General features: G+C 51.1%; 12 protein-coding genes. 8 read left to right on the top strand and 4 right to left on the bottom strand.

Translation table 11 applies throughout. From position 1 onward, the window contains the following. Window positions 1–128: 128 nt before the first annotated feature. From GQ52_RS05325 to ribA, 3 genes are read left to right on the top strand one after another with little or no spacing between them, the layout of a single operon-like run. Window positions 129–1,337: an acyl-CoA dehydrogenase family protein gene (locus GQ52_RS05325; protein WP_019880623.1), complete on the top strand. Its 1,209-nt coding sequence runs from the start codon at window positions 129–131 to the stop codon at window positions 1,335–1,337. 5 nt (window positions 1,338–1,342) lie between these two features. Next, window positions 1,343–2,458: a sigma-54-dependent Fis family transcriptional regulator gene (locus GQ52_RS05320; protein ID WP_047518535.1), complete on the top strand. Its 1,116-nt coding sequence runs from the start codon at window positions 1,343–1,345 to the stop codon at window positions 2,456–2,458. Beyond that, window positions 2,445–3,110 carry a GTP cyclohydrolase II gene (gene ribA / locus GQ52_RS05315; RefSeq protein ID WP_047515715.1) on the top strand — a complete coding sequence of 222 codons (666 nt, stop codon included), beginning with the start codon at window positions 2,445–2,447 and terminating at the stop codon, window positions 3,108–3,110. The genes GQ52_RS05320 and ribA overlap by 14 nt, the downstream gene beginning before the upstream one ends. A 16-nt stretch (window positions 3,111–3,126) precedes the next feature. Here the strand turns inward: ribA and GQ52_RS05310 are convergent, their stop codons facing one another. Continuing rightward, window positions 3,127–3,885: a GntR family transcriptional regulator gene (locus GQ52_RS05310; protein WP_200884045.1), complete on the bottom strand. Its 759-nt coding sequence runs from the start codon at window positions 3,883–3,885 to the stop codon at window positions 3,127–3,129. A gap of 179 nt (window positions 3,886–4,064) precedes the next feature. Here GQ52_RS05310 and GQ52_RS05305 point away from each other — a divergent pair, with 179 nt between their 5' ends. Genes GQ52_RS05305 through GQ52_RS05290 form a run of 4 tightly spaced genes read left to right on the top strand, consistent with a single transcriptional unit; the run spans window position 4,065 to window position 9,071 of the window. Further along, window positions 4,065–4,907 carry an ABC transporter ATP-binding protein gene (locus tag GQ52_RS05305; RefSeq protein WP_052179021.1) on the top strand — a complete coding sequence of 281 codons (843 nt, stop codon included), beginning with the start codon at window positions 4,065–4,067 and terminating at the stop codon, window positions 4,905–4,907. Window positions 4,908–4,923: 16 nt separating this feature from the next. Then, a complete protein-coding gene (locus GQ52_RS05300) occupies window positions 4,924–5,934 on the top strand; it encodes an ABC transporter substrate-binding protein (protein ID WP_047515711.1) in 1,011 nt (336 codons plus the stop codon). Between the two features lie 6 nt (window positions 5,935–5,940). Further along, entirely contained in the window at window positions 5,941–6,693 is a 753-nt protein-coding gene (locus GQ52_RS05295; RefSeq protein ID WP_047515709.1) for an ABC transporter permease, read from the top strand. 11 nt (window positions 6,694–6,704) lie between these two features. Next, the gene (locus GQ52_RS05290; RefSeq protein WP_047515707.1) at window positions 6,705–9,071 is read left to right on the top strand and encodes a hypothetical protein; all 2,367 of its coding nucleotides are present in this window, start codon (window positions 6,705–6,707) and stop codon (window positions 9,069–9,071) included. Window positions 9,072–9,193: 122 nt separating this feature from the next. Here GQ52_RS05290 and GQ52_RS05285 read toward each other — a convergent pair whose 3' ends face one another. Next, a complete protein-coding gene (locus GQ52_RS05285; RefSeq protein ID WP_024930123.1) occupies window positions 9,194–9,727 on the bottom strand; it encodes a single-stranded DNA-binding protein in 534 nt (177 codons plus the stop codon). 7 nt (window positions 9,728–9,734) lie between these two features. Beyond that, a complete protein-coding gene (locus GQ52_RS05280; RefSeq protein WP_047515705.1) occupies window positions 9,735–11,129 on the bottom strand; it encodes an MFS transporter in 1,395 nt (464 codons plus the stop codon). 77 nt (window positions 11,130–11,206) lie between these two features. Here GQ52_RS05280 and uvrA point away from each other — a divergent pair, with 77 nt between their 5' ends. Further along, window positions 11,207–14,041 (top strand): excinuclease ABC subunit UvrA, encoded by a 2,835-nt coding sequence (gene uvrA / locus GQ52_RS05275; protein WP_024930125.1) that lies wholly within the window; start codon window positions 11,207–11,209, stop codon window positions 14,039–14,041. 142 nt (window positions 14,042–14,183) lie between these two features. Here the strand turns inward: uvrA and mtgA are convergent, their stop codons facing one another. After that, window positions 14,184–14,870, bottom strand: a complete 687-nt coding sequence (mtgA, locus tag GQ52_RS05270; RefSeq protein WP_047515703.1) for a monofunctional biosynthetic peptidoglycan transglycosylase — start codon at window positions 14,868–14,870, stop codon at window positions 14,184–14,186. Window positions 14,871–14,878 lie beyond the last annotated feature (8 nt).

Raw genomic sequence — 14,878 nt, 5'->3', positions numbered from 1 at the left:
ATTTATAAGAATTATTTTTTCATTTACCCGACAATTTCTGCCATAGCAGTAGTGATTCACGGCCCCTGCCGGAGTTGGCACAAATCATGCTGAACTATTAAGCATATGCAACCAGATGGATATTACTTTTGAATATAAATACTTTTGCAATCCCGCCAACGGCACGCCTCAATGAAGGCCAGCATGCATTGGCGGTAGCCAAACAACTGGCAGAATCGTTTTCGCTGACCGCCGTGGAACGTGATCATCAGGGCGGTACGCCAAAACTGGAACGGGATGCGATCCGCAACAGCGGCCTGCTGTCATTGATCATCCCACGCCAGTACGGCGGCTACGGTGCCAACTGGCAAGAGACGCTGCAAGTGGTCAGAGAGTTTGCCAAAGTAGACAGCTCGATTGCGCATGTCTATGGCTTTCAACATCTGATGCTGGCAACGGTACGACTCTTCTCCCGGCCCGACCAATGGGAACGCTGGTACGAGCAAACCGCGCAATCCAACTGGTTTTGGGGCAATGCGCTCAATCCGCTGGATGAACGTACGCTGTGCAAAAGTTATGACCATTGGCATGAATTCTCAGGCAAAAAAAGCTTTTGCTCGGGCGCCATGGACTCCGAGATGCTGATTGCTTCCGCCATTAAAAAGACGGATGGTCAGTTGGTGATTGCCGCCATCCCAACCCTGCGTACCGGCGTGACCATCCTCGATGACTGGGACAATATCGGCCAACGCCAAACCGACAGTGGCAGCGTGAACTTTGAAAAAGTCAGGGTGGAGGAAAACGAGCTACTCACCGAGCCCGGGCCACTCAGCAACCCGTTTGCCTGCTTGCGGCCGCTGATCGCGCAACTCATATTAACCAATATCTACCTCGGTATTGCCGAAGGCGCTTTTAACGACGCGCAACACTACACCTTGCGCGAAGCCCGGCCGTGGAAGAATGCCAATGTTGATATCACCAGCCAGGACCCGTACATCCTCGCCCATTACGGTGAATTTTGGGTCGGCCTGGAAGCAACGCGTGCACTGACTAACCAGGCGGCAGAAAAACTGGATATCGCCTGGGCCAAGGGCCTGGCACTCACCGAGGAAGATCGCGGCTTGCTGGCGACCAGCATCAGTGCCGCCAAGGTCCTGGCAACCCGCACCGGGCTGGATATCACCAGCCGGATGTTTGAAGTGGCAGGGTCACGCGCGACGCATGCCGGACTGCGGCTGGACCGGCACTGGCGCAATTTGAGAACGCATACGCTGCACGATCCACTAGATTACAAAATTAAGGAGCTGGGTGAATGGGCGCTGACTGGTAGCTTCCCTAACCCTACATTTTACTCATGAATATTATGGACAAATTTATCGAGAATCTGGATCAGGCGGGTGAATTGGACTACGGCGAGAATGAGAAGAAGCTACTCACGCTGCCCAACTCCCGCGCGCTCACCACGTCTATTCGTGCCACCGCACAAGTGTTTGAGGATCCTAAATCCATTGCCTTGCTCAGTCGTATCCAGCAAATTGCGCCCAGCGACGCGAATGTACTCATCATCGGCGAGACCGGTACCGGCAAAGAACTGATTGCACGCCATGTGCATGCCTTAAGCAAGCGCAAAGGCAAACCCTTTGTCGCCGTCAACTGCGGCGCCTTTTCTGACACCCTGGTCGAAAGCGAATTGTTTGGGCATGAAAAAGGCGCTTTTACCGGTGCATTTGTCGCCAAGGCCGGCTGGTTTGAAGCCGCCAACGGCGGTACGCTGTTTTTAGATGAAATCGGCGACTTGCCGCTGAGCATCCAGGTCAAACTGCTGCGCGTGTTACAAGAGCGCGAAGTGGTGCGCCTGGGCGCCAGAAAATCAACGCCAATTGACGTCCGCCTGGTCGCCGCCACCAATGTCCGCCTGGAAGAAGCCGTACAGGCCGGTAATTTCCGCGAAGACCTGTTTTACCGCCTGCGTGTCGCCCACCTGGAATTGCCTACCTTAAGAAACCGGCCAGGCGATATCTTGCCGCTGGCCGAGTATTTTGTCAGCGAATATACACGCCGCCTGGGTTACGCAGAGATCCGCCTGGATGACTCGGCCAAACAGAAACTGGTGCAACACAGCTGGCCTGGTAATATCCGCGAACTGGAGAACGTGATTCACCACTCGCTGCTGATTTGCCGCAACAACCTGGTGCGTAGTGAAGACTTACATTTATCCTCCATCTCGCTGCATAGACCCAAGCAAGAGCACTCGCCGCAGGCCGGCAGTCATGCACCCGACTTACTGGAAGAAGCCTTGCAGCAACTGTTTGAATCTGGCAAACCCCAGCTTTACGATTATTTTGAAGATGCCCTGGTGCGCGCCGCCTACCACCACTGCCATCATAACCAGGTGCAAACCGCCAAACTGCTGGGCTTAAGCCGCAATGTGTTGCGCGCCAAGTTGATTAAAATGGGAGCTATCAATGCCCTCAAGTAACCTTGCGCTCAAACCTGCTGTCACTTCTTTGCAGGCGTTGATCACGCCCAAAGCCAGCGCCAACCTGCCCACTGAATACGGCACATACCGCTTGCATGCCTTTGAGGATAACAGAACTGGCATTGAGCATATTGCGCTGGTGCTCGGTGATGTGGCAGGCCACACCAGCGTACTCACACGCTTGCACTCCGAGTGCCTGACCGGCGACGTATTCGGCTCACAACGTTGTGATTGTGGCGAGCAATTCAAGCAGGCACAGCGCCTGATACAGCAGCAAGGACGAGGGGTGATTTTGTATTTACGCGGGCATGAAGGGCGCGGCATCGGGCTCGCCAATAAAATCCGCGCGTATGCACTGCAAGAACAAGGGTTGGACACCGTGGAAGCCAATCTTGCCTTGAATTTACCAGTAGACCAGCGCGAATACGATATAGCAGCGGCCATGTTACAGCATTTGCAGGTGGCATCCATACGCTTACTGAGCAATAACCCGGACAAATCACAGTCGCTCGCTGCCGATGGCATCATTGTGGAAACAATCGTCCCACTGGAAATCCCTAGCCATCCCCATAATGCAGAGTACCTAGCGACCAAGAAGCATAAGCTCGGCCACCAACTCGCCTTGGTTTCCGGGACGGGCGCCAGCACTTAAACAAGCATGCAGAATATTACTGCCCGGACCCGATCTGTTTGAAATAACTACTCAACACAAACTCATAATGTTCCGGGCGTATATGAAACAGTGAATGATCACAGCAGATGCCATTAGATAAATAAGACACTCTTTTCATCACTAACAATGGCATGCCTATGCTTATCTCTAAGAGCCGGGCATATTTTTCGTCCGCCAATTGCGCTGTAATCGCTAAATCAGCTCTGGCAACTTGCAGACCGGTAATCGCCTCAATGGCCTTATAGCTCGGTTGCTGCTCAATCGACTCCCAACTGATAGCACTCACCTCTGCAAGCAAATAGCTGGTTCCCAAAGCGATCGGCTGACCATCGACAAGATGCAAGCGTTCAATCCGCAGGCCTTTATTCATGCCTGCGCCAAACACATTGCTGATGGCTTCTGGGATATCGGCAAGCTGACGTGAAAGCAGCCGCATTTCAGGTTTAAGGCCCTGAATCACCAGCGACTCATAAAAGCTACGCAGTGTATCCAACCCATGACGTAATTGCTTGTTAGAAACGTAAGTGCCTTTGCCTTGCTTGCGTTCAACGATTTTCTCTTCAACCAGTTGATCCAAAGCAAGCCTGACCGTAATTCGACTGACCTCAAATCGCCTGACTAACTCCGCTTCAGAGGGTAACTTTCCAGAAGGTTCATACAAACCACTGCTGATTTCTTCGCGTAGCAATGATGAAATCTGCAAATACAAAGAGGTTGGATTTTCACGAACAAGAGTGAAGGGTGTCTGTTTCAAGGTTAAGTCCATCTCAGTGTGCATGAATGACGCTTATCAAACGCATGCCTGCTATTGGGTGATCGCAACGGTAGATAAAAGCGATAGATAAATAAGTTATAAGAATATATTTTTTTATTCTTTGTGCCAACTTGTATTAACTTGTATTATTCGTGCAAATTTTACATAGTTGATCGCTCATGGCAACTCAAAATAATTTATCGGCTGTGCAACCAGCACCACCGCAAAGGCGCGCCGCATCATTATCAATTGATAATATCAGTTTTTCCTATCCAAACGGGCATGCGGTATTTAATGCATTTTCGCTACATGCTCAACCCGGTGAGTTTGTCTCATTGCTTGGCCCCTCCGGTTGTGGCAAAACCACGCTTCTAAACCTGCTTTCAGGCTTCCAGCAACCGACATCAGGCACCATCAGCATCAACCATCAACCTGTTCGCCCAGAAATGCCAGAACTCGGCTATGTTTTTCAATCTCCACAGCTGTTCCCCTGGTTGACGGCACTTGAGAACGTACGCTTCGGGCTCAGAATGCAAAATCAACTTGGCCAGAAAGAGCAGACCGAGAAGGCGATGCACTACCTCTCACTGGTTGGATTAGACAAGTCAGCAGGCAAACTGCCTTACCAGCTTTCAGGCGGGATGCAGCAACGGGTTTCTCTGGCACGTGCACTGGCTCTGGAACCAGCGTTGCTATTGATGGATGAGCCTTTCGCCGCACTGGATGCCATCACACGCAGCCACCTCAATGAAGAGACCTTGCGCTTGTGGTCTGAACTAGGGCAAACCGTACTATTCATTACCCATGATATTGATGAAGCCATCTTTCTGGCGGATCGCGTGGTGGTACTCGGCATTGCGCCGCAAGGAATCCATAGCGAACAGGCGATTGATATTCCCCGCCCAAGAACCAGCATCCACACACGCAAACTGCCAAGCTTTATAGAGCACCGGACGACATTGATGGGCACGATAGCGGATGTCATCCATACAAACTTAAGTGTTTCCAATATCAACGCATAACCAGAAAGTATCAAAAATGATCCAAAAACTCATCACTACATCTTTCATCATGCTCGCCGTTCTGGGCGTATCGACTGTTGCTGCGTTCGCAGAAGATAAACCACTGCGTATCGGCTGGGTGTATGCCATGGCAAACGCACCAGCCGTCATTGCCGATAAGAAAGGATTTTATGCTGCCGAAGGGCTCAATGTAGATATCAAATCTTTTAATGATGGCCCCTTGCTGCAACAGGCCGTGGCTGCTGGCGACTTGGATATCGCTTATGTGGGCTCACCCCCTGTCTACCACTGGTTTTCACGCGGGCTGGAAAGCAAGATTCTGGCACAAGTTAATTATGGGCAAGCGGCAATCATTGCCAACGCGAAAAGCCCCATCAATACGGTGAGTGACCTACGTGGAAAAAAACTGGCTGGTGTTGCCAAGGGCAGCGGCATGGATGTACTTCTGCGTGGCTACGTCTTGAAAGAAAAAGCCAAGCTGGATCCTGAACAGGATGTGTCCATTATCAACATGCCAGCCGCCAATATGAACGCTGCACTTGAGCATAATGAAGTAGACGCAGCCTTCTCATGGGAACCGTTTGTGAGCCAGTCATTATTGCGCGGCTCAAGCAAGCTGGTGTTGGATGTGAATAAAGAATTGCCGCAATATCCCTGGTATGTGGTGATTTCTTTACCCAGCACGCTGAAAAACCGCCCCGAAGACGTGACTAAGTTACTGCGGGCACACTTAAAAGCAATCGCATTTTTGCAGTCGCATCCAGAAGAGTCGAATCAAATCATTGCTCAGGAATTCAAACTTGAAAACACACCAGGTGTAAACGGCAAGACCGTCAAGCCAGAAGATATTGTGCAAGAGGCCCGTAAACGCATGGGTTGGTCAGCCCGCCTGGATACAAAAGACTTGCTGTTTATTCAACGCTTAATGGATTACTCATTATCACTGGGCTTCATTAATAAACCGCTGAAAGTGGAGCAGGTCGTAGACACCACGTTTCTGCAAAAAGCTGAGCAGTCTTTGAAGTAATTCACAATGTCACTTAAATCAGATTTTAATTGGGGCTGGCTGTCATTACCTTTCCTGCTCATCGCCTGGAGCATCATCGCCAGCTTTTATCCTTCGTACATCTTGCCGCAACCATGGGATGTGGCCAGAGAAGCTCTACGCTGGATCAATGATGGCAGTCTTTGGCGGCATTTAGAAGCCAGTGTGTATGAAGAGCTCGGCGGCTTTGCCCTGGCAACCGTCATAGCAATCCTGCTTGGCGCGTTAGCCGGGCTATCCAACCGGTTCCGTGATTTTATATCGCCGCTGAATAGCCTGTTTATGGCCATTCCGCCTGTGGCCTGGGCGCCATTAACCATGATCATTTTTGGTTTGGGGTACTGGTCCATCGTGATGGTGATTTTCATCGCTGCAGTCTTCCCCATGGCCATCACCATACAGGAAGGCATACAAAGCATACGTGGTGGCGAAGTACGCGCTGCGCGCACGTTGGGGGCCAGCACCACACAAATCATTTTGCATGTATATGTGCCCGCCTCTTTGCCTTTCGTCACGGCAGCACTCCGCATCGGCTTCAGCCAGGCATGGCGTGCCTTGGTTGCGGCTGAAATGATAGGGGCATCCAAAGGCATAGGCTGGATGGTTTCCATGGGCGGCCAGATTGGCAATAGCAGCCAGGTTTTACTAGGCATTGTCATCATTGGGCTGATTGCGTGGCTGATGGAAACGTTTGTATTCAAACGCTTGGAAAAACACTACCAAACCTGGCGTGTTAACTAAAGAGACAGGGTATGAAAACTTTTGATCCTAAAAATGAAGCAGGGCATTATATTGCGCCACAAGGACTCTATGAGCGCAATAAAAGTAAACCATTCCTTGGTAGCATCACGGCTAACCGCCGTGAAATTATTGCAGGTGAATGGACCGAATTGATACTGACTTATGAAGTCGGTGCCTCTGGCTTGGCAGATGGCGCCTGGCTTAAACTCGCTTTCAAGTTTTACTCTGATTGGGCATTGTTTCAAACCAGTGACCCAGCGGGTGCAAATTACATTTCAGCTGAATATCATGCGGGAGAATTAGTAGCGGGACAAAGCCCTGCCACCGTGCAAAGCCTGAAGGTGAGGTTTGACCAGAAGGGACATGAAAGACCCTTCCAGAAAACGGTCATCGTCGATATTGTCGATGGCTATTTAAATCCCGGCGACCGCATCACCATTCGATTGGGTGATCGTCGCCAGGGGGGGCCTGGCACACGTGTTCAAAGCTTTGTTGAAAAAGACTTCCAATTCAGGCTCTTTATTGACCCGCTAGGCAGCTCAAAATTTGCCGAAGTACCAGGAGATGTATTACTCGACATTGTCCCCGGCGAGCCATCCACGCTGCAGGTTGTAACGCCACGCCTGGTGAACCGCGAAGAACCTTTCGATATTATCGTACGTGCTGATGATGCCTGGGGCAATACTTGCCGCAACTTACCGCTCACAGGCCTTTTGAAGCTTCATGGGCCAAATGATGCAGTACAGGACCTTCCATTTACCTTGGCAGAGCAAGGGTGGGCAATTGTGCGTCACAGCAATATCAAACTGAATCAGCCAGGTGAATGGACAATAGTCGCACAAGTGCAAGATTCACCAGCAACAGCAGCCAAAGCCTATGTCAATATTTCAGCTGAAGCAGGCACCTTGCGCCCATTGTATGCAGACTTGCACGTACACTCGGATGATACAGTAGGCACCAATGACACCTTGTACAACCTTAGCTATGGTCGCGACGTGGCTGGGTTAGATGTATTGGGTTACACCGCCAATGATTTCAATATCACTGAACAGCGCTGGGACAAGGCCGTTGAACTCATCCATAATCTCAATGAACCCGGTAAATTCGTATGCTATCCTGGCACTGAATGGTGCGGTAACTCCTGCGCCGGTGGAGACCGTAATATCGTATTTTTACGCGATAGCAAACCACTCTTCCCTTTTGATCATCATGGCCGCCTGGTGCGCTCATTCGAATGGAATGAGTTTACACATGGCACACTCAAACCAGGTGCCTGGCCAGTAGATGATTTGTATGCCGCCTATGCGCATGACCCCGAAGGCCATCTGATGATGTCCCATGTAGGTGGTCGGCGATGCAACCTCGACTGGCACCATCCTGAACTGGAACGATTGATAGAAGTAAGTTCGGCCTGGGGGCAGTTTCACTGGGTTTACGCAGAAGCACTTCAACGCGGCTACCGTGTAGGTGCTGCCGCCAACAGCGATGAACACCAGGGACGTTGCGGTGGTGGGGTGCCTGCAACGGCGGTTTTTGGTTCACGAGGCGGCCTCACAGGCGTACTTGCCAAGCAATTTGACCGGGAAGGCGTAGCCAAAGCCTTGCGTGCAAGACATACCTTTGCCACGACTGGCGAACGTAGTTTTGCCAGCTTGAGCCAGGGTGCACACCTCATGGGAGATGCTTACCCATTGGATGAGACTATCCCACTCCAATATCAATTACTTGGTGACCAAGGGTGGGAGGAAATTAGCCTGTATGACGGCGACCAAGTTATCTGGATGCGCAATTTGCATGAAGAGTTGGGCTTTGCAAACAATCGTATCCGTATCAGACTGGGCGGTGCCAGAATCAAGGATCGTTACCGCGGCGCCTATTGGACTGGAGAGATTCAAATCACCGGCGCGTTGATCAATGACTTCACCGCATTTGGGCTCGATCATCCAGAGCAAGTTTGCTGGCGCGAAAATGCAACCACGCTTGGATTTCGTACGGATACCAACGGCGACAGCGACAGCATAGAGCTGCAGGTTTCAACCTTAAGGGGTTGCAAAATTACGCTGAAGTCACGCATTGATAGTTATATCAAGGTTGGGGACCCATTAGAACCTCAGCCTTATGTCCACGCGCCAACCGTCGTTTTGGAGCTGGATGGAGATACCTTGCTCAACAATCAAACCATCGCAAAGGAGTTACCCGGCGCAGAATTAAAAGTATCGATTGAGCGTATCACTGATCAGGCGTTACCACGCGATGTCTCTGGAAAGATTGATTTGCCATCGCTGCACTTGGCAACCCATCGTGAACACCCGCTTTTTATTACCGCTAGACAACGCGATCAATCCAGAATCTGGACCTCGGCATTATTCTTATACTAAATCATCATGCTGTCACTCTAATGCTCTGGTCATCGCCAAGTGTTTGAATGTGACAAAGAAAAACGCCTAAACTAAAAAGCCCCATTAAATTAATGGGGCTTTTTGATATATAACGTTCGACTCTAGAATGGAATATCGTCGTCAAAATCGTCAAAATTACCGGCTGGCTTGCTCGCTGGGGCAGGCTGGAATGCATTACGGTTACCACCGCCCGCATTATTACCGCCACCCATGGCTGGCTGACGCGCAGGTGCCTGGTTGTAATCGTCCATGCCGCCACCGCCCTGTTCCATATCGCCGCCTTCATAAGGCGCGCTGCCACCTTCGCGGCCAGTACCCAGCATTTGCATCTGGTCAGCCACAATCTCGGTACTGTAACGGGTGACGCCATCTTTTTCCCATTTACGGGTTTGCAAACGGCCTTCAACATACACCGGACGGCCTTTTTTCAGGTATTCACCGGCGATTTCGGCTAAACGGCGATACATGACAATGTTGTGCCATTCGGTTTTTTCCTGGCGTACGCCGGATTTGTCTTTCCAGTTTTCGGTGGTGGCGATGCTGAAGTTAGCCACGGCTTCGCCGTTTGGCATATAGCGCACTTCCGGGTCACGCCCCAGATTACCCATCAAAATCACTTTATTGACTGATGCCATGGTGTCACTACTCCCCTATTCTATTCATGATTGCTTGCGACAATGCCGCCTGAAATTCTTTGCTGCGCTGATTTTCCAATTTTACCATGAGCATGGTTTCTGAAGGAATGGCGACCACTTCATACACGCCTTCCATGGCACGGATATCCTGCACCAGGATGGCGGCTTGCTCGTCATTATACCCTTCTTGTATATGGAACATTTTTGTTTTGACACTAGGCGGTGCCTGCATGCCAAGCGCCAGACCAAACCAGATCACCATCAAGGCGGCACAGAAGACAAATACGGTGGGGCTGCCATAGCTGTGTGATAACCAGCCGCCCAGGGCTGCACCCAAAAACATGCCAAACGATTGCGCGGTATTGTGGATACCCATCGCCGTACCTTTAGAAGCTACGGGGGCCATTTTTGAGATCAGCGACGGCAAAGAGGCTTCGAGCACATTAAATGCAACAAAGTATGAGAACAGCGTCGCCACAATGCCCCATAAGCTATTCAGGCTGAACATAAATGCAATCTGTGTCAGCAACATGAGGCCGACTGCACTGATAAACACCGGTTTCAGTTTGGCTTTTTTCTCGGCATAAATAATGGCAGGCACCATGAGGATAAATGACAGCACCAACACCGGCAGGTAGATTTTCCAGTGCGTATTTTCATTCATGCCCGTGCTGTGCTTAATGGCAAACGGCACCACCATAAACATGGCCATTTGTGCGCCATGCAGACAAAAAGTGCCAAAGTTCAGGCGCAATAATTGGGTGTCACGCAGCACTTCACGAATCTTGGCAGGTGCGGCTTGCGCATCGGAGTGAAAGTGCGCATGCAAGGGCTCTGGCACAGCAAACTTCACCACGCCAATGGCTAAAATAGATAACACGGCGGTTAACCAGAAAATGCCTGACACCCCTATCCATTGATTTAAAATCGGCCCTGCCACCAACGACACAGCAAATGTGACGCCGATGGTGGCGCCTATCATGGCCATGGCTTGTGTACGGTGTTCTTCACGTGTGGAGTCTGCCACCAGCGCGGTGACCACGGCAGAAATCGCGCCCGCACCCTGAATCGCACGGCCCACAATCACCATGTAAATATCTTGCGCGGTGGCGGCAAACACACTGCCCACCGCAAACATGATCAAGCCCAGGTAAATCAGCTTTTTGCGGCCAAAACGGTCAGATGCCATGCCAAATGGCAACTGAAAAATCACCTGCATAAAGCCATAGGCGCCAAGTGCCAGACCGATGAGTGCGTGGTTATCCCCGCCCTGCAAAGTTTCAGCATAAATCGCAAAAATAGGCAGTATCAAAAACATGCCCAACATACGCAGCCCGTAGATAGACGCCAAGGCCGCAGTGGCACGCGTTTCTATTCGGGTCATTTTTTCGGAGAACTGCATGAATCTGTAAGAAAACTTGGCTTAATTTTGAATAATTGCGTATATTATCAGGTTGGCTGTCTGTTCGTGAAAGTATCATGGAATTTATCAAAATTCGCGGGGCGCGCACCCATAATCTGAAGAACATCAATCTGGATATTCCGCGCAACCAACTGGTGGTGGTGACCGGCCTCTCCGGCTCCGGAAAATCTTCACTGGCCTTTGATACGCTCTACGCAGAAGGGCAGCGCCGCTATGTCGAAAGTTTATCCGCCTATGCCCGCCAGTTTCTGGCACGCATGGACAAACCTGATGTCGACCTGATTGAAGGCTTATCGCCGGCGATTTCCATCGAACAAAAATCCACCTCGCACAACCCGCGTTCTACCGTGGGCACCGTGACTGAAATTCATGACTACCTGCGTTTGCTCTATGCACGTGCCGGGGACCCTGAGTGTCCGGATCATGGCATCAAACTCGAAGCGCAAACCGTCAGCCAGATGGTGGACAGCATCCTCAAATTGCCCGAAGACACCAAATTGATGATTCTGGCTCCTGTGGTGTCTAACCGCAAAGGCGAGCAGCTCGATTTATTCGATACCCTCAAAGCACAAGGTTTTGTACGTTTGCGTATTGATGGCAAGGTCTACGAAATGGACAGCCTGCCGCAACTGGCCAAAACGACCAAACACAGTGTGGACGTGGTAGTGGACCGACTCAAAGTGCGCGAAGATATGAAACAGCGTATTGCTGAGTCATTCGAAACCGCCCTGAGACTGGCCGATGGCAAAGCGATTGCCCTGGAAATGGATAATGAAAAAGAACATCTGTTTTCAGCCAAGTTTTCCTGCCCGGTATGTGATTACTCACTGGTCGAGCTAGAGCCACGTTTATTCAGCTTTAACAACCCCATGGGTGCCTGCCCCAAATGTGACGGCCTCGGCCAGGTCACGTTTTTTGACCCCAAGCGCGTGGTGGCTTTTCCGCATTTGTCACTCGCCAGCGGCGCCATTAAAGGCTGGGACAAACGCAATCAGTTTTACTTCCAGATGCTGGCCAGCCTGAGCCAGCATTACAGCTTTGACCTGGAAGCGCCGTTTGAGAATCTGCCGGAAGACACCCAGCAAATTCTGCTGTTTGGCTCTGGCCGCGAACAAATCACCTTTAAATACCTCAATGAACGCGGTACATTTTTCAGCAAGTCGCACACCTTTGAGGGCATTATCAACAACCTGCAACGGCGCTACCGCGAAAGTGATTCAACGGCAGTACGTGACGAACTGGCCAAATACATCAACGCGACCAGCTGCCCGGATTGCGCGGGCACACGTTTGCGCCGTGAAGCGCGTCACGTCAAAGTCGGTGACCGCAACATCCACCAGATTTGCGAAGTGCCGCTAAAACAGGCGCTACACTTTTTTGAAACGCTGCAACTCAGCGGCCAAAAGCTGGCCATTGCCGACAAAATCGTCAAAGAGATCGAGAACCGCCTGAAATTCCTGACCAATGTCGGCCTGGATTATTTGTCATTGTCGCGCTCGGCAGAAACCTTGTCTGGTGGCGAAGCGCAGCGTATCCGCCTGGCCTCACAAATCGGTAGCGGCCTCACCGGCGTGATGTATGTGCTAGACGAGCCTTCGATTGGCTTGCACCAGCGTGATAACGACCGCTTACTGGAAACCCTGAAGCGCCTGCGCGACATCGGCAATAGCGTCATTGTGGTCGAACATGATCAAGATGCGATTCAACTGGCTGATTTTGTTGTCGACATTGGCCCTGGGGCTGGTGAGCATGGCGGCAATATTGTTTCTTTTGGCACGCCAGCGGAAATTGAAGCGGATCCCAATTCGCTGACCGGGCAATATATCAGCGGTAAAAAACAGATCACCTTTAAATTGCCGCGCACCCAACCTGACCCTGCGCGTTGGATCAAACTGAACAATGCCACCGGCAATAACCTGAAAAATGTCAGCGTCGAAATCCCGGTGGGACTGCTCACGTGCGTCACCGGCGTCTCCGGTAGTGGCAAATCCACGCTGATCAACGACACGCTCTATCGCGTGGTGGCAACACATTTGTATGGCAGCACCACCGAAGCTGCGCCGCATGAAAGCATTGACGGCCTGGAGTTCTTTGACAAGGTGGTTGATGTTGACCAAAGCCCGATCGGCCGCACCCCGCGTTCCAATCCGGCCACGTATACCGGCCTGTTCACCCCTATTCGCGATTTGTTTGCCAGCGTGCCTGAAAGCCGTGCGCGTGGTTATGGCCCTGGCCGCTATTCATTCAACGTCAAAGGTGGTCGCTGCGAGGCGTGCCAGGGCGATGGTGTACTGCGCGTTGAAATGCATTTTTTGCCGGACGTGTATGTGCCGTGCGATGTGTGCAAAGGCCAGCGCTATAACCGTGAAACACTGGAAATTCAGTTTAAAGGCAAAAATATCCACCAGGTGTTGGCCATGACCGTGGAGCAGGCGCACCAGTTCTTTAATGCGCAACCGGTCATAGAACGCAAACTGAAAACCCTGCTGGATGTGGGCCTGGGCTATATTACGCTGGGGCAATCGGCCACCACACTATCTGGTGGTGAGGCGCAACGGGTCAAGTTGTCACTGGAGCTGAGCAAGCGCGATACTGGCCGTACACTGTATATTCTGGACGAACCAACCACTGGTTTGCATTTTGCCGATATCCAATTATTGCTGGATGTGATTCACAGACTGCGCGACTCCGGCAATACAGTGGTGATTATTGAGCACAACCTGGATGTGATTAAAACGGCTGACTGGCTGATTGACATGGGGCCTGAGGGCGGTGATGGTGGCGGTGTGGTAGTTGGCGTAGGTGCGCCTGAGGAACTGGCAAAAAATACGGCCAGTTATACTGGCCGTTACCTCATACCCTTATTAAAACATCTCGCTGTCAAGGGCTAGGTCAACATGCAACCGGTCCCCGAGATGCGCTGTCATTTGACAGTGCATCCAATACGGATGTGGTAAAGCCACATACATATATTTATATAAAACATTGTATGTGGCGGTATGAGGGTTTAATAGCTTAAACAAGCCCTTAAAATCAGGGTAATTTCACCAATCGCATGCGCGCCTGTATGGTGCCAGCGTGACGACTCAGGTAACGTGTGCTGCGATGTACATCATAAAAGCGTGGATTCGGGATCATGGCCGCCAACCTGGCAGCCTCTGCTGGTCCAAGTGATCTGGCATTCCCATGAAAGTAATGACGCGAGGCCGCTTCGGCACCAAACACACCATCGCCCCACTCAATCACATTAAGATAAATTTCCAGAATACGGCGCTTGGTCAATAACTTTTCTAGCATAAAGGTGATGACCGCCTCTTGCGCTTTGCGCCACGGCGTCCGGTGGCCGGATAAAAACAAGTTTTTGGCCAATTGCTGGCTGATGGTGGAACCACCCGCAACAATTTTGCCTTTTTTCAGGTTTTTCTCGAACGCAGTTTCTATGCCCACCCAGTCAAATCCTTCGTGGTCGACAAACTTGCTATCTTCGGCTGCAATCACAGCGCGCTTTAAGTGGTTGCTGATTTTTGCATAGGGCACCCATTGCTGCTGCAACTTTGCATCAGGGTGACTTTCCTGCATGACTTCGAGGCGTGCTTCCATAAACGCGGTGGAGGTCGGGTTATGCTCAATCCACCATACAATATGCAATAGCGCCCACACCTGGTACAGGCAAACCCACAGCAGCAAGAGGCCAAAAAACAGTTTAATGGCTTGTTTCATTGTGAGAA

It is taken from the genome of Methylophilus sp. Q8 (genome assembly GCF_000800115.1).
Lineage (GTDB): Bacteria > Pseudomonadota > Gammaproteobacteria > Burkholderiales > Methylophilaceae > Methylophilus.
Note: the sequence above shows the minus strand (reverse complement) of the source record. Positions and strands in the feature narration are given on the sequence as shown.